Genomic DNA, 18,665 nt, shown 5'->3' on the forward strand with positions numbered 1-18,665 from the left:
ATTCACCTGCCTGACATCAACGGATGCGGGCACATACCTCGGTAGCGGCGAAGAAGTACGAGACTTCACGCGCAGCGGATGCCTCGGAGTCCGAACCATGAACGGCGTTCTCGTCGATGGAAACGGCGAAATCGGCGCGGATGGTACCGGCATCGGCTTTCTTCGGATCGGTGGCGCCCATCAGCTCACGGTTCTTCGCGATGGCGTTTTCGCCTTCGAGAACCTGCACGACAACAGGACCGGAGGTCATGAACGCAACCAGATCCTTGTAGAAAGGACGCTCTTTGTGCTCAGCGTAGAAACCGCCGGCTTCGCGCTCGGAAAGCTGAACCATTTTGGCTGCAACAACACGCAGACCGGCTTTCTCGAAGCGAGTGACGATTTCGCCAACTACGTTCTTGCTAACCGCGTCAGGCTTGATGATGGAAAGAGTGCGTTCGACAGCCATTTGATGCTCCAAAAATCGATGGGTGAAACGGGAAAATTAAACCCGCGAATTATACGCGGGTTCGGGTTAAATGCGAGGGATCGCAGTTTGGGGGCTTTTCGCCGCCAGGTAAAAGCGTCTCTGATCAGCTGCAACGCACGCCGGACGCTGGCAGTCTTTAGTCCATCTCTTCGATCCAGGCCGCTTGTATGGCCTCGAGCACCTTCTCGCCGCCACGCGCGGGATCATCGCTGAACTCGGGCAGCGCGATCACCCAGCGGTGAAGCTCGACGAAATTAAGATAACGCGGATCTACATCGGGCTTGCTCTCCGATAGGGCGATCGCGATATCCAGGACATCCACCCACTTAAGCGCCATGCGCTTCTCCTATGACTCAATGCCCTTCGGACACCTGATTGATGGTGTATTTGGGGATTTCCACGACCAGGTCCTGATCCGCTACAACGGCTTGGCAAGACAGTCGTGACTGCGGCTCCAGCCCCCACGCCTTATCCAACATGTCATCCTCCAGCTCATCCGAAGGCTCCATGGATGCCGACCCTTCGCGCACGACGATATGGCAGGTCGTGCAGGCACAGGATTTTTCACAGGCATGCTCGATGTCGATGTGGTTGCGAAGAGCCGCGTCGAGGACCGTCTCGCCTTCCTTGGCCTCGATGACAGCGCCCTCTGGACAATGGTCCGGGTGGGGCAGGAATACGATCTGTGGCATTTTCTTTAATCCTCGACTTCATTCAAATTGCGGCCAGCCAAGGCGGCCCTAACTGAGGCATTCATACGTCGCGCTGCGAATGCATCGGTAATCTGGGAAAGGCGCTTCGTCTGCATCTCGAGCGCGTCCAGATCCGAACCATCGACCAGCGCTTTCAGCTCCTGCATCTGAAGGTCGATTGCCTCACGCTCTTCTTGGCTCAGGAGCCGGTCACCATCCGCAACCAGCGCGCCGGCCACCGCTTCGAGCAGGCGATTGGCCTCGACTTGCTGCTCGCGGAGCGCCCGAACATTCTTGTCTTCCCCCGCGTTGGCAAAGGAGTCCTGAAGCATTTGGGATATTTCCCCATCGGTCAGCCCATAGGAAGGCTTTACCTCCACACTCGCCTCGACACCCGACCCCAGCTCGCGCGCGGACACGCCGAGCAAGCCGTCAGCATCGACCTGGAACGTAACGCGGATCTTCGCGGCACCTGCCACCATGGGCGGAATGCCGCGCAACTCGAATCGCGCGAGGGAGCGGGCGTCCTTGACGAGCTCGCGCTCGCCCTGCAGGACATGAATCATCATCGCGGACTGACCATCCCGGTACGTCGTGAACTCCTGCCCACGCGCTACTGGGATGGTCGTATTGCGCGGCACGATCTTCTCCATCAGGCCGCCCATCGTCTCTAACCCCAAGGAGAGCGGAATCACGTCAAGTAGCAGCAGATCGCCGCCATCGCGCTTGTTGCCCGCCAACATATCGGCCTGGATGGCTGCGCCAATTGCCACCACCTGATCCGGATCGATATTGGTCAGCGGTTCGCGCCCGAACATCGTTTCTACCGCATCCCGCACACGCGGCACGCGCGTTGACCCACCCACCATGACGACGGCGCTTATTTCATCGAGTTCGACGCTCGCATCACGCACTGCGCGGCGGCATGCCTTGAGGCTTCGCGCTAGTAGCGGCTCGATCAATACATGAAATTGCTCACGGCTCAATTGACCTTGCCAATCAGCAAATGCGACTTCCACCGTCTCGGCTGAGGAAAGTGCCTCCTTCGCGTCACACGCTGCGCGCAGCAGCTCACGCTGCGCAGTGGCATCAAGACTGGACGAAAGCCCCGCCTCGCCTATGATCCAACCTGCGATGGCATGATCGAAGTCATCGCCACCCAACGCACTATCCCCACCCGTAGCAAGAACCTCGAACACGCCCTTGCTTAGACGGAGGATAGAAATGTCGAAGGTGCCGCCGCCTAGATCGTAGATAGCAACGATGCCTTCAGCCTCTTGATCAAGGCCGTACGCCACCGCCGCGGCAGTCGGCTCGTTCAGCAAACGCAGAACGTTGAGCCCAGCCAAGCGCGCCGCGTCTTTGGTCGCCTGGCGCTGCGCATCATCGAAATAAGCCGGGACCGTGATGACGGCGCCCACGAGTTCACCGTCAAGCGTCGCCTCTGCGCGCAGCCTCAACACCTTGAGAATATCCGCAGATACTTCGACCGGGCTCCGCGGCCCTGCGACTGTATCGATGAAGGGCATGTGCGACTCGCCTTCGCTGAAGCGATAGGGAAGCTGTTCACCTAATAGGGTGACATCGGAAAGCCCGCGCCCCATCAAACGCTTGACGGAGGAAATCGTATTGTAGGGGTCGATCGAAGCAGAGGCTTTGGCCGAATGGCCAACTTCGACGCGGTCTACGTGATAGCGGACCACGGAAGGCAAAATGATCTCACCGCGTTCGTCGGCAAGCGGCTCGCTGATCCCGCTGCGTACCGCAGCGACGAGCGAATTGGTCGTTCCCAGATCAATGCCTACCGCCAGCCGACGCTGATGCGGGCGCGGTGCCTGACCGGGCTCGGAAATTTGCAGAAGAGCCATGCGTACCTGCGTAATCGAAGCGCTGCCTTGGGCAGCGCGAATTTATTCGTCGAGGCGCTCTTCGAGCTGCCGAACTTCCTGCGTGAGCTTTTCCAGAAACTGCATCCGGCGGACCAGCTTCTCGGCGTTGGCCTGCCTATCCGGCACATCCCAACACTCGGCAAACTCAGCGTTCAGCCGGGCCTGGTCATCCTTCAGACGATGCTTGAACCGCGCGATACCGTCGAAATCCGCTTCGTCCTGCAGGTCTTCGAGTTCTTCGCGCCACTGCATCTGCTGCATGAGGAACTCAGGATCCTGCACTGTCGCCTCCAAAGGCATATCGACGCCTTGGAGTGTCAACAAATAGCGCGCGCGACGGGGCGGACTCTTTAGAACCTGATAAGCCTCATTGAGACTGGCGGCCTGCTCCAACGCGATGCGCTTGTCGCGCTCGGATGCGTCGGCGAAACGATCAGGGTGAACGGTCCGCACGAGCTCTCGATAGCGCGCCGCCAGGGCGTCGAGATCGAGCAAAAACGCCGGCTGAAGATCGAAAAGCGCAAAATGGCAAGGCGTACCCACGAGTTACCTCAGACGTTGAAGCTCTCACCGCAACCGCATTCGCCACGGACATTCGGGTTATTGAACTTGAAACCCTCGTTCAACCCCTCGCGGACAAAGTCGAGTTCGGTGCCATCGATGTATACGAGGCTTTTCGGATCGATGATGACCTTCACGCCGTGACTCTCGAACACCTGGTCCTCGGCGGCAATTTCATCCACGAACTCGAGCACATAGGCGAGCCCGGAACAACCCGTCGTGCGAACGCCAAGCCGAATGCCCTCGCCCTTCCCCCGCCCATCGAGCGAGCGACGAATGTGTTGAGCGGCGGCGTCGGTCATGTTGACTGCCATGAAAAGCCTCCTCGCGGGTAAAACGTCAAACCAACCCTTTCTTCTGCTTGTAGTCCTGAACGGCTGCCTTGATAGCATCCTCAGCCAGAACCGAGCAGTGAATCTTCACGGGCGGAAGAGCCAATTCCTCAGCGATCGTCGTGTTCTTGATGAGTGCAGCTTCATCCAGCGTCTTGCCCTTCATCCACTCGGTGGCGAGCGAACTGGAAGCGATTGCAGAGCCGCAGCCGTAGGTCTTGAACTTGGCGTCTTCGATGATGCCCTGCTCATTCACCTTGATTTGAAGCCGCATAACGTCGCCACACGCCGGCGCGCCGACCATGCCGGTACCGACGTCGGGATCTTCCGAGTTCAGCTTGCCGACGTTGCGGGGATTTTCGTAGTGGTCAATGACCTTTTCACTGTATGCCATGTTATCTACTCCTCACTCATCAGGGGCGGCGTCAGTGCGCCTGCCATTCGACCGTCGATAGATCGACACCCTCTTTATACATATCCCACAGAGGGGACAACTCACGGAGCTTAGTCACCGCTTCACGTACTTTGGATGCGGCGTAATCGATCTCCTCACCGGTGGTGAAGCGGCCGAAGGTGAAACGGATGGAGCTATGCGCCAGTTCATCGTTACGGCCTAGCGCGCGAAGCACGTAGGACGGTTCGAGCGAGGCGGATGTGCACGCCGAACCGGACGAAACGGCCAGATCCTTGAGCGCCATGATCAGGGACTCGCCTTCCACATAGTTGAAGCTGATGTTCAAGTTGTGAGGCACGCGGGACGTCAGACTGCCATTCACGTACAGCTCTTCCATGTCTTCGACATGCTTGAAGAAGCGATCGCGCAACGCTAAGACATGAGCGGTATCTTTGGCCATGTCTTCCTTGGCAATACGGAAGGCCTCGCCCATGCCGACGATCTGGTGAGTCGCCAGCGTACCGGAGCGCATACCACGCTCATGGCCGCCACCGTGCATCTGTGCTTCCAGACGCACGCGCGGCTTGCGGCGCACGTACAGCGCACCAATGCCCTTCGGGCCGTAGGTCTTGTGCGCGGAGAAGGACATCAGGTCAACTTTGAGCGAGTCGAGATCGATCTCGACCTTGCCCGTGGATTGCGCCGCATCGACGTGGAACAGAACGCCGCGGGAGCGGGTCAGCTCACCGATCGCTGCGATATCGTTGACGGTACCAATTTCGTTGTTCACGTGCATGATCGACACCAGCACGGTGTCTTCGCGCAGCGCCGCTTCAACCATGTCGGGCGTGACGATGCCATCTTCGCCGGGCTCGAGGTAGGTCACTTCGAAACCTTCGCGCTCGAGCTGGCGAGTGGTGTCGAGAACGGCCTTGTGCTCGATCTTCGACGTGATGATGTGCTTACCCTTGCCCGAATAGAAATGGGCGACGCCTTTAATAGCCAGATTGTCGGATTCGGTCGCGCCGGACGTCCAAACAATCTCACGCGGGTCGGCATTGACCAGATCAGCAACCTGACGGCGCGCATTCTCGACTGCTTCTTCGGCTTTCCAACCGAACAAGTGGGAACGCGACGCAGGGTTACCGAAGTTGCCCTCCATCTCGAGGCAATCGATCATTTTCTTGGCAACGCGCGGATCGACCGGCGTCGTTGCGGAGTAATCCAGGTAAATCGGCGACTTCATCAAGCTTCTCCTATCAGGCTGGCGCCCCGCTCATTCCACGGCAGACGCTTCGATCTTATCCAGGCGCGGCATTTTGGACCCGCATTGGCGCATGTCTTGCCGCTGAGCGACTTCCTGCACCTCACGGCGAGTAACCAGATCCGCAAGGCTGATACCGCTAAGGAAGTCGTGTATCTGCTGGCTCAGGTCGCACCACAGGTGATGGGTCAGACACGTGTCACCGGAATGACAATCTCCAAGCCCCTGACATCTCGTGGCATCGACCGACTCGTTCACGGCATCGATGACTTGCACGATCTGAATACTTTGCATCTCGCGGGCGAGCTGATATCCACCACCCGGCCCGCGCACGCTTGAAACCAGTTGCCCCCGACGAAGCTTGGCGAACAGCTGCTCGAGATACGAAAGGGAAATCCCCTGTCGCTCGGAAATATCGGCCAGCGACACCGGCCCTCGTTGCGCATGAAGCGCAAGATCGAGCATCGCAGTGACGGCATATCGGCCTTTGGTCGTCAGACGCATAGCGGCTACCAAGGATCGCTGTTTTGTGGGCAATTATGGGCTTTTCCGACCATTTAAGTCAACTATAAGTCCGATATAAACGGTCGGGTATAGCGCACCTTTCATAGCTCCAAATGACCGAGCCGCCTTACGGTCGGCAAACTACTCCAAGCGAACCACTTAAGATTCAGAGGCCGTCTCGCTTGTGCGATTCGCCTCTCGCAGCCTTCACCGTCTCGGTCAGAATGCCGCGAAGAATGTTCATTTCCAGGCGCGTCACGGCGCTACGGCCGTACAGCCTGCGCAAGCGCGCCATCAGATGGCGGGGTTTCTGCGGGTCCAGGAATTTGATCTCGATCAGGGCCTGCTCGAGGTGCTCGTAAAACAGCTCCATCTCTTCGACCGTGCACAATTCGGCATTGAGCATCGCCGTCGTTTCCAGCTTGCTCATCTTGGTTGGCTGCCCCTGCGCGGCAAGCCAGGCCATTCGCACTTCGTAGGTAAGGACTTGCACAGCAGCCGCCAGATTCAGTGAACCAAACGAAGGATCAGAAGGAATATGCACGTGATAGTGGCAACGCTGGAGCTCCTCATTGGTAAGGCCGGCGTATTCACGACCGAATACCAATGCCACCTCCCCGCCTACCGCAGCCTGCTCGAGGCCAACATTTGCACTTTCGCGCGGGTCAAGCAGCGGCCAAGGTATGCGCCGATCTCGCGCACTGGTACCAAATACCAAACTGCACCCCGTCAGGGCCTCTTCCAACGTGTCGACCACCAAGGCTTGATCGAGGATATCGGTAGCGCCAGACGCGCGCGCATTCGCCTCGCTACTGGGAAAATCCTCAGGCTCCACTAATACGAGCCGCGACAGCCCCATATTTTTCATCGCGCGAGCCGCCCCCCCGATGTTACCGGGATGACTGGTATTGACGAGTACGACGCGGAAGTTGTCGAGCAAGGCCTGAGCCCCCTAGCACCCAGAAACGGGATCGGAATGTTACAGAACACCGCGAGCGAACGCGAGGCGCGACACGCGGTGCTCTATGTGAGCGATGGAAATCTGATAGGATTGCCGGCTTTCTTTAACGACTCCAGGTGATTGACCCATGCAGCCCATGCTGACCATCGCGCTGCGCGCGGCCCGTAGTGCCGGCGAATTGATCTTCCGCTCCATCGAACGCCTGGATGTAATCTCGATTAGCGAAAAGGAAGCCAAGGATTACGTCAGCGAAGTGGACAAGGCGGCTGAACAGGCCATCGTTGCCATCTTGCGCAAGGCGTACCCGAACCATTCGATCCTTGGCGAGGAAGGCGGGATGATCGAAGGCAGCGGCGAAGGTGCTGACTATCAATGGATCATCGATCCCCTGGACGGCACCACCAATTTCTTGCGTGGTGTTCCGCACTACGCGGTCAGCATCGCCTGCAAGTACAAGGGCCGCCTGGAACATGCAGTTGTGCTCGACCCTATCCGCCAGGAAGAATTCACCGCCAGCCGCGGCCGCGGCGCTGCCCTCAATGGCCGCCGGCTTCGGGTCAGTACGCGCAAGGGCCTAGAAGGCGCACTTCTAGGTACTGGCTTCCCATTCCGCGACGGCCAGATGGACCACCTCGACAATTACCTGAACATGTTCCGCAGTCTGGTTGGGCAAACAGCAGGCCTACGCCGCGCAGGTGCCGCCAGCCTCGACCTTGCCTATGTTGCAGCGGGTCGCTACGACGCGTTCTGGGAATTCGGACTTTCCGAGTGGGACATGGCCGCAGGTGCCCTGCTCATCCAAGAAGCAGGCGGCCTGGTCAGCGACTTCAGCGGCAGCCACGAGTATTTGGAGAAAGGCCAGATCGTGGCCGGCAACACTAAATGCTTCAAAGCTGTCCTAACTGCCATTCAGCCGCATCTACCGCCTAGCCTGAAGCGCTAAAAAAACGCCCCGTCGATCTACTCGCGGGGCGTTTTCGTCTGGATCGAACAATGACTCAGCGCGCAGCGGTTGCGCTCGCGTCGGCTTGATCGATCATCACGAGCTGACCATCACGCACCGGGATTCGCTGACCTGGGTCTCGATCCATGCGCACCTGCCGCACCTGACCGTCTAGCTCATATTTGACGTCATAACCCACGATCTTTTCGCTCGTGTCGTTGACCGTCTTGCAGCGAGTTTCCGTCGTCGTATAGGTATCGCGGTTCTGCATGCCTTCCTGAACCTTGTTACCGGCATAACCGCCACCCACAGCACCTGCAACGGTGGCTATTTTCTTGCCGTTGCCACCGCCGACTTGATTACCCAGCAAACCACCTGCGATTGCGCCGACGGCTGTTCCAACAAGCTGGTGCTGGTCTTGTACCGCGCGCCGATGCGTGACGGCGACGTCCTTACATTCTTGGCGAGGGGTCTTGATCGTTTCCTTGACGGACTGTACGGCCAAGACTTCAGCATATTGAGGACCTTTGTCGACGAGGCTATACGTTGCGACAGCGCCTCCCGCAGTGATCCCAACAGCACCGAGTACCGCACCAACAAGCATTGACTTGTTCAAATGAACCTCCTAGATACGCAACGAGCTAACTACGCTCAACGCGACCCGTTAGAGGTAAAAACGGCGCCCAAGTTCCCCTCAGGCGCCGTATGGCGGAGCTTACGGACGATCGTCCGCCGCGTTCGCATCCGCTGCAGGCGGGATGAGGTCTTCGACCGAGAGTTTGAGCCAGACGAGCACGGTGGCCCCGATGTAAATGGAGGAGTACGTACCGACCACAACACCAACCAGCAAGGTTAGCGCGAAGTTAGCCAGTGTATCGCCACCGAACACCAGGAGCGCAATCAGCGCCAACGCAGTCGAGAACGACGTCGCAAAGGTCCGCAGAAGGGTCTGCGTCACCGACGTGTCGATGTTTTCGACCAGCGACGCTTTGCGCAGCACCCGGAAATTCTCCCGAATACGGTCGTAGATGATGATCGTATCGTTCAGCGAATAGCCGATCATCGCAAGCACCGCGGCGAGCACCGTGAGGTCGAATGGAATCTGAAAGAATGCAAGGACGCCCAACGTGATGATCACGTCGTGTATAAGCGAAGCCAACGCCCCCAAACCGAACTTCCACTGAAAGCGAAACGCCAGATACAGCATGATGCCGCCCATGGCCAGCAACATGGCCAGGCCGCCCTGGTCGCGCAATTCCTCGCCGACCTGAGGCCCTACGAACTCGACTCGACTGACCTGGAACTGCGACCCGGCGTCGACTTCACGCAATGCGGTCGCAACTTGATTTCCAAGTTGCGCATCATCGCCCGCGAGGCGCACGAGCACATCCGTGCTCGCGCCGAAACTTTGCACCACCGCATCCGAATAGCCGGCCTGTGTCAATTCACGCTTGATCTTGTCCAGATCGGCAGCCTGCTCGTACTTGAGCTCTATCAGCGTGCCGCCCGTGAAATCGAGTCCGAAGTTGAGCCCCTTGGCAAACAATGCGCCAAGGCCAATCAACGAAAGAACCACAGTGATGGCGAATGCGACGTTTCGGACCGCCATGAAACGGATAGTTGACTTGATCATGGCGACCTCAGATCCAAAGCTTCTTGAAGTTACGGCCACCAAATATCAGGTTGACCATACCGCGGGTAAACATGATGGCGGTGAACATCGACGTGATGATCCCCAACGAAAGCGTGACTGCGAACCCTTTGACAGGCCCAGTGCCCAGTGCGAAGAGAATGCCACCGACCAATAGCGTCGTCAGGTTACTGTCCAGAATCGCACTGTAGGCCCGGTCGAAACCTTCATGGATCGCACGCTGCACGGAAAGACCGCGCGCAAGCTCTTCCCGAATCCGAGAATAGATCAACACGTTCGCGTCGATCGCCATACCAAGGGTCAGGACGATACCGGCAATACCAGGCAGCGTCAGCGTTGCCCCAATGACTGACATCAACCCGACCAGCAACACCAAGTTGAAGGCCAACGCCACTGTCGCCAATACGCCGAAGAATCGGTAGATAGCGATCACGAACAGGGAAACAAACAACATGGCCCATTCGGTGGACTGAATACCACGATCGATGTTTTCCGCCCCCAGGCTAGGACCAATGGTGCGCTCCTCAGCGAAGTACATCGGCGCAGCCAGACCGCCCGCGCGCAACAGCAACGCCAATTCTGAAGATTCGCCCTGCCCGTTCAGGCCTGTGATGCGGAATTGACTGCCCAGCGCAGACTGAATGGTCGCCAGGCTGATGATCTTGCGATCCTCGACGAAGCTAGGCACTTCGACCTGCTTTTCGACGCCGTCCACGTTTTGGGTAACGGTGCGCGTGATGGGGCGCTGCTCGATGAAGATCACCGCCATGCTGCGACCGACATTGGAGCGCGTGGCACGATTCATCAAATCGCCACCATGGCCATCGAGGCGAATGTTCACCTGCGGACGGCCGTTTTCATCGTAGCTGGCCTGCGCGTCGGTCACCTGGTCACCGGTAATGATCAGCGAACGTTCGAGGTCGACCGGCGGCCGGCCCTCCTCACGGAACTCGAAGCTTTCTGTCGACGCGCGCGGCGCATCCGGCGCTGCGGCCAGACGGAACTCGAGGTTCGCTGTCTTGCCAAGGATACGCTTGGCTTCGGCCGTATCCTGCACACCCGGGAGCTCGACGACGATACGGTTCGCGCCCTGGCGCTGAACCAGCGGCTCGGCGACGCCCAATTCGTTCACTCGGTTACGTACCGTAGTGAGGTTCTGCTGTACCGCGTAGTTACGAATTTCGGTCAGCTTGGCATCGGTCAGGGCCAGGCGCAGCACTTGCAGGTCACCGCGCTGAGTCTCGGTGGCCGCAAAATCATTGAAATTGCTTGCGATGAGACGGCTCGCCTGCTGGCGGTCTTCTTCATCCGTAAAACCAATCTGAATCGCGCCATCCTGAATCGGCAGGCTGCGATAACGAATGCGCTCTTTGCGCAACAGCGTTTTGACGTCGTTCTCGTAGACATTCAGGCGAGTATCGATCGCCTTTTCCATGTCGACTTCAAGCAGGAAGTGCACACCACCTGAAAGGTCGAGACCAAGCTTCATCGGGGTCGCATGCAACGCGCGCAGCCAGCCAGGTGTAGTCGGCGCAAGGTTGAGGGCAACGACATAACCGTCGCCGAGCGCTTTAGTGACGACGTCTTTCGCCGGCAGCTGATCGCCCAGTGCGGTCAGCCGAATGAGGCCGGAGCTCTCGCCCAGCTCGCCAGACTTGACCTGGATTCCAGCGTCGCGAAGCGCCTGCGCCGCACGGTCGACAAGCCCCTGCTCAATGCGCGTGGCCGAGCTGCTACCGCTGATTTGAATCGCCGGATCGTTCGGGTAAAGGTTAGGGGCCGAATACACGAGGCCAATCGCCAGAACCGCCAGAATCAGCAGGTACTTCCAAAGAGGATATTTGTTGAGCATGACTCCGCCCGTTATGACGCGGGGCGCCCGAAGCGCCCCGTTGATGCTATGAAGAAACTGAAAGTCAGATCGCTTTCAGCGTGCCTTTCGGCAGGGTTGCCGCAATGGCGGCCTTCTGGAACTTGAGCTCGACGTTGTCGGAAACCTCGATCACGATGAAGTCATCGGTGACCTTCGAGACACGCCCGGCGATACCACCGGAAGTCACGACCTCATCACCCTTTTGCAGGCCACCCAGCAGGTTCTTGTGCTCTTTGGCACGCTTGGCCTGCGGGCGCCAGATCATCAGGTAGAAGATGACCAGAAAGCCAACCAGGAAAATCCACTCGAAGCCAGTACCGGCCGGACCGGCAGGCGCCGCTGCATCCGCGTAGGCGGCGGGAATCAGAAAGCTCATTTAGCACTCCTGTTGCGAAGTCAATTTAGTGTGGTTTTTATGTGTTTAGCGGCGGCGTCGGAAGGCCCCGGCGGGCGTAGAAGGCGTCGACGAAGTCGGCCAATTTACCCTGTTGGATAGCCCCGCGCAAACCAGCCATGACGCGCTGGTAGTACCGCAAGTTATGGATTGTATTCAACATGCTGCCGAGCATTTCGCCGCATTTATCCAAATGATGGAGATAGGCGCGCGAGAAATGTTTGCAGGTGTAACAGTCACAGGAGGCATCGAGCGGCGAATCATCGTGGCGATGCACCGCGTTACGAATCTTCAAGACTCCGGTATCGACGAACAAGTGTCCGTTCCGCGCGTTGCGGGTGGGCATCACGCAATCGAACATGTCGACGCCTCGGCGCACACCTTCTACAAGGTCTTCAGGCTTGCCAACTCCCATCAAGTAACGCGGCTTGTCCGCCGGCATCTGCTTGGGGAGGAAATCCAGCACCCTGATCATTTCTTCCTTCGGCTCCCCGACCGAAAGGCCCCCGATGGCAAATCCATCGAAGCCGATTTCGTTCAAGCCCTCAAGCGAACGCATGCGCAAATCTTCATGCATTCCACCCTGAACGATACCGAACAATGCCGCGGGACTGTCGCCGTGCGCCGCTTTCGAACGGGCCGCCCAGCGTAACGACAGCTCCATCGAACGACGCGCGACGTCGGCTTCGGCGGGATACGGCGTGCACTCATCGAAGATCATGACGATATCGGAGCCCAGGTCGCGCTGTACCTGCATGGACTCTTCCGGGCCCATGAATACCTTGGCACCGTCGACGGGAGACGCGAAGTACACGCCCTCCTCTTTGATCTTGCGCAGCGCCCCCAGGCTGAAGACCTGGAAACCGCCGGAGTCCGTCAGGATCGGCCCCTTCCACTGCATGAAGTCATGCAAATCGCCGTGCCGCTTGATGACCTCGGTCCCTGGACGCAACCACAGGTGGAAGGTATTGCCGAGGATGATCTGCGCTCCGATGCCCTCGACATCGTGCGGCGTCATCCCCTTCACCGTGCCGTAAGTACCAACCGGCATGAACGCAGGCGTCTCCACGACCCCTCGAGGAAACGTGAGCCGGCCACGCCGAGCGTTGCCGTCGGTCGCCAGCAATTCGAAAGACATATGGCATTGGCGAGACATGTTTAAACCTCGGGGCCGCGCGCGGATGGATTACGGGTAATGAACATGGCATCGCCGTAACTGAAGAATCGATACTGCTGCGCTACCGCTTCTTGGTAGGCAGCCATGGTCTGCTCGTAGCCAGCGAACGCCGACACGAGCATCAGCAGCGTCGACTCCGGCAAATGGAAGTTGGTTACGAGCGCATCGACCACCTGAAATTGGTAGCCCGGCCAGATAAAGATGTCGGTGTCGCCGGAATAAGGCTTGAGCACACCCTCACGCGCCGCGCTTTCCAGCGAACGGACACTGGTCGTGCCAACAGCAATGACGCGTCCCCTACGTGCGCGGCACTCGGCAACGGCCGCCACGACCTCGGGCGTGACTTCCAACCACTCGCTATGCATCAGGTGATCTTCGACCCGCTCCACCCGCATCGGCTGAAACGTCCCCGCGCCAACGTGAAGCGTGACGAAGGCGGTTTCCACCCCTTTTTGCTGCAAGGCGTCCAGCATCGGCTCATCGAAATGCAACCCCGCCGTCGGAGCCGCCACCGCCCCGGCTCGCTGCGCATAAACCGTCTGGTAACGCTCACGATCGGCGTCGTCGTCCGGTCGGTCTATATAAGGAGGTAACGGCATATGGCCAACGCGATCAAGCATTGGCAGCACTGGCTCATCGAACGCCAGCTCGAACAGCGCGTCATGGCGTGCCACCATCGTCGCTTCCGCGCCGCCCTCGATCAGCAGGCGAGCACCCGGCTTCGGCGCTTTACTGGCCCGCACATGGGCGAGGACGCGGTCCGTATCCAACACACGCTCGACGAGAATCTCAATCTTCCCACCGGAGGCTTTCTGCCCCCACAACCGCGCCGGAATTACGCGCGTGTTGTTGAACACGACCAAATCGCCTGGCCTGACGTATTCCAAAAAGTCGGCAAACTGTCGATGCGCCGTTGTGCCGTCCAAACCGTCCAGCACCAGCAACCGGCTGGCGCGACGCTCGGCAAGTGGATGACGGGCAATCAGATTTTCCGGGAGATCGAAATGGAAGTCGGAGACACGCATAAGGAAGGAGGTCGTTTCGCAAGGCGGCGAAAGCTTACCGGAAATGAATGAAAGTAACCACGCGAGCCGTTGACCGGGCAGGATGACATCCCTATACTCCGCCGCCATTGCCTCGGTGGCGGAATCGGTAGACGCGGCGGATTCAAAATCCGTTTTCGAAAGGAGTGGGAGTTCGAGTCTCCCCCGAGGCACCAATCACCTGTTTCTAGCTGTCTCCGACAGTCTACGAAACGACCTAAAAAGCCCGCCCTGTGCGGGCTTTCTTGTTTCTGGCTGTCTCTCCGTATATCCCCCATTACTTCACCACCGTATAGAGGCTTCGCCAGCAACGCTGCTGAGTCCGACCGTGTCGCCACTCGCCAGTGCGCTGAAGAGCCGGGCAAGCACATTACGGATAGAAAACATGGGTCGGTCGAATTCGTAGCCGGTGGCGAAGCGTCCCGGCCTGCATCGAAAGCGGCGAGCAAGACCGCATGAAGAAGATGCCCTCAGCTACGGGAATACGACATCACGACGAGTGAGCGCAAAGTGCATGGCGTACTGGTGGAGCACGAAGTGTTTTACCTTCCCTCCTTCGGGCATTCCATTCAGCAGCGGAGGCCGACACGGCAATCGATTGGCTAACCGAACGCTTCCCGACCGCCTAGATGCAAATGCTGATGCCGGAAAACGTTCAAATACGTGGTACTCGGAGGGTGAGCAAAGGACTACGAGGACGGGCAATGCGGCAGGGACAGTCCTTGGCGATGAACAGCCGTTCTCGGTTATTGAAATGCTCGGTGACGGGCTGTGGGAATCCGAGCCGGAAGATGACCTTGAGGCAACCGCAAAGACACAAGGCTTCTAGTCATCGGAAATCGGTGTTATCGAAGCGATAAGAGAAGGATCACCAGCTTGGCTGCTGTGCCATGTACACATGGAAAGAATGATCCGAAGAAAGCGGAGACGGCGACGCGCTGGCGACGGAACGAGATGGCGGAGAATCAAGGAACCGTTGTGGCGGTCAAACCACCCATCAAAATGCCTGTCCTTCACGCAGCAAGTTGATGCGCGCATCGGGCATGGAGGTCCGCCGCTCGCCGGAACTGCATGGCTGAACGCTCCGTGCATTTAGTCGAATGATAACGAGCGACCGTTGATCCAATCTTTGCAGCCACTAGGCGCCATGAACTCCAAATCAGACTGGCGGTACTGAGCGTAGAATTCCATTCAACAGGCCGCAGTGTGATACTCCGCCCCGCTTCGAACCTCCCCTCCTCTTGGCTTTAAGTAACCATGCCGTCGTATCTAGATGCAGTCCGCGAGCGTTCACTCGATGTGATGTCCAGAGGAGCGCCAGTTCCTGAATTACTCTCAGAATTTGCGATGACAATCCAGTCACAAATGCCTCCTGGAACTTTGATAGGCATCACGATCATTGACCAGCCAGGCAGAGCATTCAGGCACGCCGTTTTTCCTAAACTGCCAGAGAGTTTCAGAAGCCAAATCTGCGGCAAGGCCATAACGCCCGAGCTTGGATCCTGTGCGCTAGCAATCATTACTGGTACCGCAATCGAATCGCCGTCAATTGCGGATGACGCACGTTTCGACCCGCTATCGAAGAAAGTTTTTGCTGACCACGGGTTGTTGAGCATCGTCTCAACTCCGGCACTCAATTCTGATAGGCAGGCCCAAGGATGCATTGCAGCTATTCGCCAATCTGGCATGCCGCTCGAGAAGAGCCACCGGGCGATAATTGACCAAGCAGCGGTCCTGTGTGGCCGTATCGGGGAATACAGCCGAACGCTCGAATCAAACCAGATCATGCAGGATGAGCTGCAACACAGGATCAACAACCTCTATTCCAGTATTGGTGCTATGGCGACGCTGACTCAGCGAAACCATCCAGACCCTGCCGAATTTCAAAAGGTGCTTGGCGCACGGTTGGTCATGATGAAGCGTGCGCAAGGCCTGGCCATGACAGCTCTTCAAACTGATCTAGCAGACCTGATGAAGGAAATCTTGGCGCCTTACACCGCGGATCACCTCGTACAAATCAGCGGACCAGCGTTTACGCTTATAGGCGAAGCGGCTTCGGCAATCGCACTGGTAACGCATGAGCTCGCAACGAACGCGACGAAATACGGCGCTCTTTCTCGGCTGGGCGGGGAGCTGGAAGTGTCTTGGTCGATACTTCCGTCGCAAGCTAATCCAAAGGAATTCGAATTCCGCTTCGTATGGCTAGAGCGCAACGGGCCGGCTGTGATACCGCCGTCAAGGAGAGGTTACGGCACCGTCATGATGAACGGCACGGTACGCAATTCGTTTGGTGGCTCCGTGGCGTTCGACTACGACCCCAAGGGATTGAAATGCGAAATCTCCGCCCCGCTTACGTCCAGGCTCGGACACATAGCAACGAGTTAAGTATCGGCCTCCCCCTTTTCTCGAGCCTCTTCCAAAACGATCTTGACCGGATCAATACCCGAGCGCGTGGCTTACTCCAGCGATGATCGCGCCAGACGAGAAGGCCACAACGCATGCGGCGGCAATCGCCACAACGCGCGCGATGAGCAATCCGGCTTGGCATAGCGCCGCGCTAAAAAACATAGGTCACCGGCGCCCTTGCGATGTACTCAATCAGAGCAATTTCGGTCGACTGAACGCGTTTGCCGGAGCCCACCGAAGCGGTGAACGATAGAAGGGACAGCAAAGCGAAGGCTTTCATGGCAGTCATCCGTGACTAGGTGAGCTCGCATCTCAACCAACGGTTCGTGACGAATATGTGCTGCTCTGCGCGATAATTCGAAAATGCCAGCTGGCGGACCTAATGCGGTCCTCCGTATGACGCGAACAGGTGCCAACGTTGGCTGCAAATGATGCCTGCAACGCCACCGTCCACTCCACAAAACGAACCGGCTAGCGTCTTCAATTGCAGCGCCATCACGTCATGCCGAAGATAGGCGAATTTGCTGGACTTCGCCTTGAGCTCAAGCAGCATGGAACTCCTCGTATTGATGGCGACGGAGCCAATTTGCTGTGTGGGGCGATTTGTAGGTAAAGGCCGCTTAGGGAGAGCAGGAAGATGCTGATGGAGCACCTAATTTTTGCAGCAATTTTTGTTGTGCTTATGGGACTGCAGTATTGGAAATGGCAGCGAGACACTGCCTCCGGATGGCCCAAAGCATTCTCTTCAACGCTCGAAGAGCACGGCCTGACATGTGCGGAAGTTCTGGCGGAACGCATCGACCGATCGCCGGATTGTATGCAGCGGGTGTTCAGAGCCAACAGCGGAAAATATTACCTTTTCGTATGGACACGTATGGGTAACTTCTGGACTTACCCAGATGTCGTCTTCCGAGAGATCCCTGAGAGTCGGGCATTAGCGGCGAAAATTTGATAGCGGCAAGGATAAGCAATGCGTCGTTTCCTAATTATCTCTATATGCCTACTGCTGAGCTCTCCCAGCTATGCAGAAGACACAGCACTAGCCCAAGCCGCGAAAACCATACAGCCAGCAGTTCAGGCCGCGGCTAACTACACCCAAAAATCGATTCTCCAAACCATGGCATCGGGCGATGGCGCCTTGGCCGATGGTGCGAAGCGCGCGATGGCCACGCTCGAGCATCAGGAGCGGATGAAGAACCGCGGGCCACGCCAGACGATGCAGGAATGCATCAAGCCGAACAGCGTGATAGATGATGATGTGAAGGAATGCATGGAAGGCCTGAGACCGCGCACATGGTAATACTTGCGCGGATGCTACCGATGCGGAAGACACGGGGTACTTCAACGAATACAAATGCCAAGGACGCGACATGAATAGAATAATCTTTTTTGCGGCATTCTTGCCGTTCGCAGCTCTTGCCGCTGAAGACAAGGAGCTAACGACATGCGCTGCCATTAAGGGAACTGTCGAGCGCCTATCTTGCTTTGACGAGATTGCTTCTAAGCGAGGGCTAGTTGCCGAGACGGTGGCTACCCCATCTGTTGGCAAAGGCAAATGGCGTACCTCCACGACCACAGATCCGCTTACCGACAAATCCGTATATGTGGCGGGAGTGCACGCGGACCAGGGTGTAGGACGGTTCGGCGAGACGATAGGCATGGTTGTCAGGTGCAAAGACAACCAAACTGACTTGTACATTAATTGGCAGTCCTACCTCGGCCTAGACTCAACACCGGTGACCCATCGCATTGATAAGAACAAAGCCGTTACATCGACCTGGGACGTTTCCACAGATCACAAATCGGCGTTTATGCGCTCTCCGGTTGCAGCGCTAAAGCAGATGGTGAAAGGCGAGAGCTTTATTGCGAACGTCACCCCTTATGGGGAGAACCCAGTGACCGCAGCCTTCAACATCGCAGGAACAGAAGCGGCTTTGCAGGACATTCGCAAGGGATGCAGATGGTAGTGGACTGCACTGGTACAGCAAAGCGCTTGCATGCAAAAGTCCGAGACGATTCGCAGAACAGGCCGGCCAATTGCCGAAGTAGGCAATCAGAATTCGGTGGCAATGAAGGGCCGTGCGGCGAAGTTTGTAGGCGGCCGAAATGGAT

The 18,665-nt window shown here is 57.7% G+C and carries 22 protein-coding genes and 1 tRNA gene; 6 read left to right on the forward strand and 17 right to left on the reverse strand.

Translation table 11 applies throughout. The features are described 5' to 3' along the window. Nucleotides 1–16: 16 nt before the first annotated feature. The 10 genes from ndk to trmJ all read right to left on the reverse strand — a co-directional run bounded on the left by ndk (nucleotide 17) and on the right by trmJ (nucleotide 7,045). The gene (gene ndk, locus IEY47_RS08870) at nucleotides 17–448 is read right to left on the reverse strand and encodes a nucleoside-diphosphate kinase (protein WP_188982838.1); all 432 of its coding nucleotides are present in this window, start codon (nucleotides 446–448) and stop codon (nucleotides 17–19) included. Nucleotides 449–605: 157 nt separating this feature from the next. Then, a complete protein-coding gene (iscX, locus tag IEY47_RS08875; protein ID WP_188982839.1) occupies nucleotides 606–806 on the reverse strand; it encodes a Fe-S cluster assembly protein IscX in 201 nt (66 codons plus the stop codon). Nucleotides 807–822: 16 nt separating this feature from the next. After that, nucleotides 823–1,161: an ISC system 2Fe-2S type ferredoxin gene (fdx, locus tag IEY47_RS08880; RefSeq protein WP_188982840.1), complete on the reverse strand. Its 339-nt coding sequence runs from the start codon at nucleotides 1,159–1,161 to the stop codon at nucleotides 823–825. Nucleotides 1,162–1,166: 5 nt separating this feature from the next. Then, nucleotides 1,167–3,029 carry a Fe-S protein assembly chaperone HscA gene (gene hscA / locus IEY47_RS08885; protein WP_188982841.1) on the reverse strand — a complete coding sequence of 621 codons (1,863 nt, stop codon included), beginning with the start codon at nucleotides 3,027–3,029 and terminating at the stop codon, nucleotides 1,167–1,169. A gap of 42 nt (nucleotides 3,030–3,071) precedes the next feature. Beyond that, nucleotides 3,072–3,593 (reverse strand): co-chaperone HscB, encoded by a 522-nt coding sequence (gene hscB, locus IEY47_RS08890; RefSeq protein WP_188982842.1) that lies wholly within the window; start codon nucleotides 3,591–3,593, stop codon nucleotides 3,072–3,074. A gap of 8 nt (nucleotides 3,594–3,601) precedes the next feature. Continuing rightward, complete coding sequence (gene iscA / locus IEY47_RS08895; protein WP_188982843.1) at nucleotides 3,602–3,925, reverse strand: iron-sulfur cluster assembly protein IscA; 324 nt, start codon at nucleotides 3,923–3,925, stop codon at nucleotides 3,602–3,604. Between the two features lie 25 nt (nucleotides 3,926–3,950). Next, nucleotides 3,951–4,337, reverse strand: a complete 387-nt coding sequence (gene iscU, locus IEY47_RS08900) for a Fe-S cluster assembly scaffold IscU (protein ID WP_188982844.1) — start codon at nucleotides 4,335–4,337, stop codon at nucleotides 3,951–3,953. Between the two features lie 31 nt (nucleotides 4,338–4,368). Next, a complete protein-coding gene (locus IEY47_RS08905; RefSeq protein WP_188982845.1) occupies nucleotides 4,369–5,583 on the reverse strand; it encodes an IscS subfamily cysteine desulfurase in 1,215 nt (404 codons plus the stop codon). A 30-nt stretch (nucleotides 5,584–5,613) separates the two neighbouring features. Then, nucleotides 5,614–6,105: a Fe-S cluster assembly transcriptional regulator IscR gene (gene iscR, locus IEY47_RS08910; RefSeq protein WP_188982846.1), complete on the reverse strand. Its 492-nt coding sequence runs from the start codon at nucleotides 6,103–6,105 to the stop codon at nucleotides 5,614–5,616. 166 nt (nucleotides 6,106–6,271) lie between these two features. Then, a complete protein-coding gene (trmJ, locus tag IEY47_RS08915) occupies nucleotides 6,272–7,045 on the reverse strand; it encodes a tRNA (cytosine(32)/uridine(32)-2'-O)-methyltransferase TrmJ (RefSeq protein ID WP_188982847.1) in 774 nt (257 codons plus the stop codon). Nucleotides 7,046–7,193: 148 nt separating this feature from the next. Between trmJ and suhB the strand changes: the two genes are divergently transcribed. Beyond that, entirely contained in the window at nucleotides 7,194–8,009 is an 816-nt protein-coding gene (suhB, locus tag IEY47_RS08920; protein ID WP_188982848.1) for a type III secretion system regulator SuhB, read from the forward strand. Nucleotides 8,010–8,064: 55 nt separating this feature from the next. Here the strand turns inward: suhB and IEY47_RS08925 are convergent, their stop codons facing one another. The 6 genes from IEY47_RS08925 to queA form a co-directional block, all read right to left on the reverse strand. Continuing rightward, nucleotides 8,065–8,625 carry a glycine zipper 2TM domain-containing protein gene (locus IEY47_RS08925; RefSeq protein ID WP_188982849.1) on the reverse strand — a complete coding sequence of 187 codons (561 nt, stop codon included), beginning with the start codon at nucleotides 8,623–8,625 and terminating at the stop codon, nucleotides 8,065–8,067. A 99-nt stretch (nucleotides 8,626–8,724) separates the two neighbouring features. Next, entirely contained in the window at nucleotides 8,725–9,639 is a 915-nt protein-coding gene (gene secF, locus IEY47_RS08930) for a protein translocase subunit SecF (RefSeq protein WP_188982955.1), read from the reverse strand. Between the two features lie 10 nt (nucleotides 9,640–9,649). Further along, the gene (gene secD, locus IEY47_RS08935; RefSeq protein WP_188982850.1) at nucleotides 9,650–11,512 is read right to left on the reverse strand and encodes a protein translocase subunit SecD; all 1,863 of its coding nucleotides are present in this window, start codon (nucleotides 11,510–11,512) and stop codon (nucleotides 9,650–9,652) included. Nucleotides 11,513–11,576: 64 nt separating this feature from the next. Next, entirely contained in the window at nucleotides 11,577–11,909 is a 333-nt protein-coding gene (yajC, locus tag IEY47_RS08940) for a preprotein translocase subunit YajC (RefSeq protein ID WP_188982851.1), read from the reverse strand. A gap of 37 nt (nucleotides 11,910–11,946) precedes the next feature. Further along, entirely contained in the window at nucleotides 11,947–13,065 is a 1,119-nt protein-coding gene (gene tgt / locus IEY47_RS08945; RefSeq protein WP_188982956.1) for a tRNA guanosine(34) transglycosylase Tgt, read from the reverse strand. Between the two features lie 20 nt (nucleotides 13,066–13,085). Further along, complete coding sequence (gene queA / locus IEY47_RS08950) at nucleotides 13,086–14,129, reverse strand: tRNA preQ1(34) S-adenosylmethionine ribosyltransferase-isomerase QueA (RefSeq protein WP_188982852.1); 1,044 nt, start codon at nucleotides 14,127–14,129, stop codon at nucleotides 13,086–13,088. Between the two features lie 109 nt (nucleotides 14,130–14,238). On the opposite strand from queA, the gene IEY47_RS08955 reads away from it, so the two are divergent. Together IEY47_RS08955 and IEY47_RS20520 are read left to right on the forward strand one after the other, a co-directional pair. Then, nucleotides 14,239–14,323, forward strand: a tRNA-Leu gene (locus IEY47_RS08955). A 1,081-nt stretch (nucleotides 14,324–15,404) separates the two neighbouring features. Beyond that, nucleotides 15,405–16,532, forward strand: a complete 1,128-nt coding sequence (locus IEY47_RS20520) for a sensor histidine kinase (RefSeq protein WP_229779317.1) — start codon at nucleotides 15,405–15,407, stop codon at nucleotides 16,530–16,532. Nucleotides 16,533–16,932: 400 nt separating this feature from the next. Here IEY47_RS20520 and IEY47_RS08965 read toward each other — a convergent pair whose 3' ends face one another. After that, entirely contained in the window at nucleotides 16,933–17,106 is a 174-nt protein-coding gene (locus IEY47_RS08965) for a hypothetical protein (RefSeq protein WP_188982853.1), read from the reverse strand. A gap of 84 nt (nucleotides 17,107–17,190) precedes the next feature. Here IEY47_RS08965 and IEY47_RS08970 point away from each other — a divergent pair, with 84 nt between their 5' ends. The 3 genes from IEY47_RS08970 (at nucleotide 17,191) to IEY47_RS08980 (ending at nucleotide 18,520) form a co-directional block, all read left to right on the forward strand. After that, nucleotides 17,191–17,505, forward strand: coding sequence for a hypothetical protein (locus IEY47_RS08970; RefSeq protein ID WP_188982854.1), 315 nt, complete (start codon nucleotides 17,191–17,193; stop codon nucleotides 17,503–17,505). A gap of 18 nt (nucleotides 17,506–17,523) precedes the next feature. After that, complete coding sequence (locus IEY47_RS08975; RefSeq protein ID WP_188982855.1) at nucleotides 17,524–17,853, forward strand: hypothetical protein; 330 nt, start codon at nucleotides 17,524–17,526, stop codon at nucleotides 17,851–17,853. A 70-nt stretch (nucleotides 17,854–17,923) separates the two neighbouring features. After that, nucleotides 17,924–18,520 (forward strand): type VI secretion system-associated protein TagO, encoded by a 597-nt coding sequence (locus IEY47_RS08980; protein ID WP_188982856.1) that lies wholly within the window; start codon nucleotides 17,924–17,926, stop codon nucleotides 18,518–18,520. Nucleotides 18,521–18,665: the final 145 nt, after the last annotated feature.

The organism is Pseudomonas matsuisoli (assembly GCF_014647635.1).
GTDB lineage: Bacteria > Pseudomonadota > Gammaproteobacteria > Pseudomonadales > Pseudomonadaceae > Pseudomonas_P > Pseudomonas_P matsuisoli.

What these genes read in the sequence shown, in the direction of transcription:
- ndk (WP_188982838.1), bottom strand. Translation starts at nt 448, where the DNA reads ATGGCTGTCGAACGCACTCTTTCCATCATCAAGCCTGACGCGGTTAGC.
- iscX (WP_188982839.1), bottom strand. Translation starts at nt 806, where the DNA reads ATGGCGCTTAAGTGGGTGGATGTCCTGGATATCGCGATCGCCCTATCG.
- fdx (WP_188982840.1), bottom strand. Translation starts at nt 1,161, where the DNA reads ATGCCACAGATCGTATTCCTGCCCCACCCGGACCATTGTCCAGAGGGC.
- hscA (WP_188982841.1), bottom strand. Translation starts at nt 3,029, where the DNA reads ATGGCTCTTCTGCAAATTTCCGAGCCCGGTCAGGCACCGCGCCCGCAT.
- iscA (WP_188982843.1), bottom strand. Translation starts at nt 3,925, where the DNA reads ATGGCAGTCAACATGACCGACGCCGCCGCTCAACACATTCGTCGCTCG.
- iscU (WP_188982844.1), bottom strand. Translation starts at nt 4,337, where the DNA reads ATGGCATACAGTGAAAAGGTCATTGACCACTACGAAAATCCCCGCAAC.
- IEY47_RS08905 (WP_188982845.1), bottom strand. Translation starts at nt 5,583, where the DNA reads ATGAAGTCGCCGATTTACCTGGATTACTCCGCAACGACGCCGGTCGAT.
- iscR (WP_188982846.1), bottom strand. Translation starts at nt 6,105, where the DNA reads ATGCGTCTGACGACCAAAGGCCGATATGCCGTCACTGCGATGCTCGAT.
- suhB (WP_188982848.1), top strand. Translation starts at nt 7,194, where the DNA reads ATGCAGCCCATGCTGACCATCGCGCTGCGCGCGGCCCGTAGTGCCGGC.
- secD (WP_188982850.1), bottom strand. Translation starts at nt 11,512, where the DNA reads ATGCTCAACAAATATCCTCTTTGGAAGTACCTGCTGATTCTGGCGGTT.
- yajC (WP_188982851.1), bottom strand. Translation starts at nt 11,909, where the DNA reads ATGAGCTTTCTGATTCCCGCCGCCTACGCGGATGCAGCGGCGCCTGCC.
- tgt (WP_188982956.1), bottom strand. Translation starts at nt 13,065, where the DNA reads ATGTCTTTCGAATTGCTGGCGACCGACGGCAACGCTCGGCGTGGCCGG.
- queA (WP_188982852.1), bottom strand. Translation starts at nt 14,129, where the DNA reads ATGCGTGTCTCCGACTTCCATTTCGATCTCCCGGAAAATCTGATTGCC.
- IEY47_RS20520 (WP_229779317.1), top strand. Translation starts at nt 15,405, where the DNA reads ATGCCGTCGTATCTAGATGCAGTCCGCGAGCGTTCACTCGATGTGATG.
- IEY47_RS08965 (WP_188982853.1), bottom strand. Translation starts at nt 17,106, where the DNA reads ATGCTGCTTGAGCTCAAGGCGAAGTCCAGCAAATTCGCCTATCTTCGG.
- IEY47_RS08970 (WP_188982854.1), top strand. Translation starts at nt 17,191, where the DNA reads ATGCTGATGGAGCACCTAATTTTTGCAGCAATTTTTGTTGTGCTTATG.
- IEY47_RS08975 (WP_188982855.1), top strand. Translation starts at nt 17,524, where the DNA reads ATGCGTCGTTTCCTAATTATCTCTATATGCCTACTGCTGAGCTCTCCC.
- IEY47_RS08980 (WP_188982856.1), top strand. Translation starts at nt 17,924, where the DNA reads ATGAATAGAATAATCTTTTTTGCGGCATTCTTGCCGTTCGCAGCTCTT.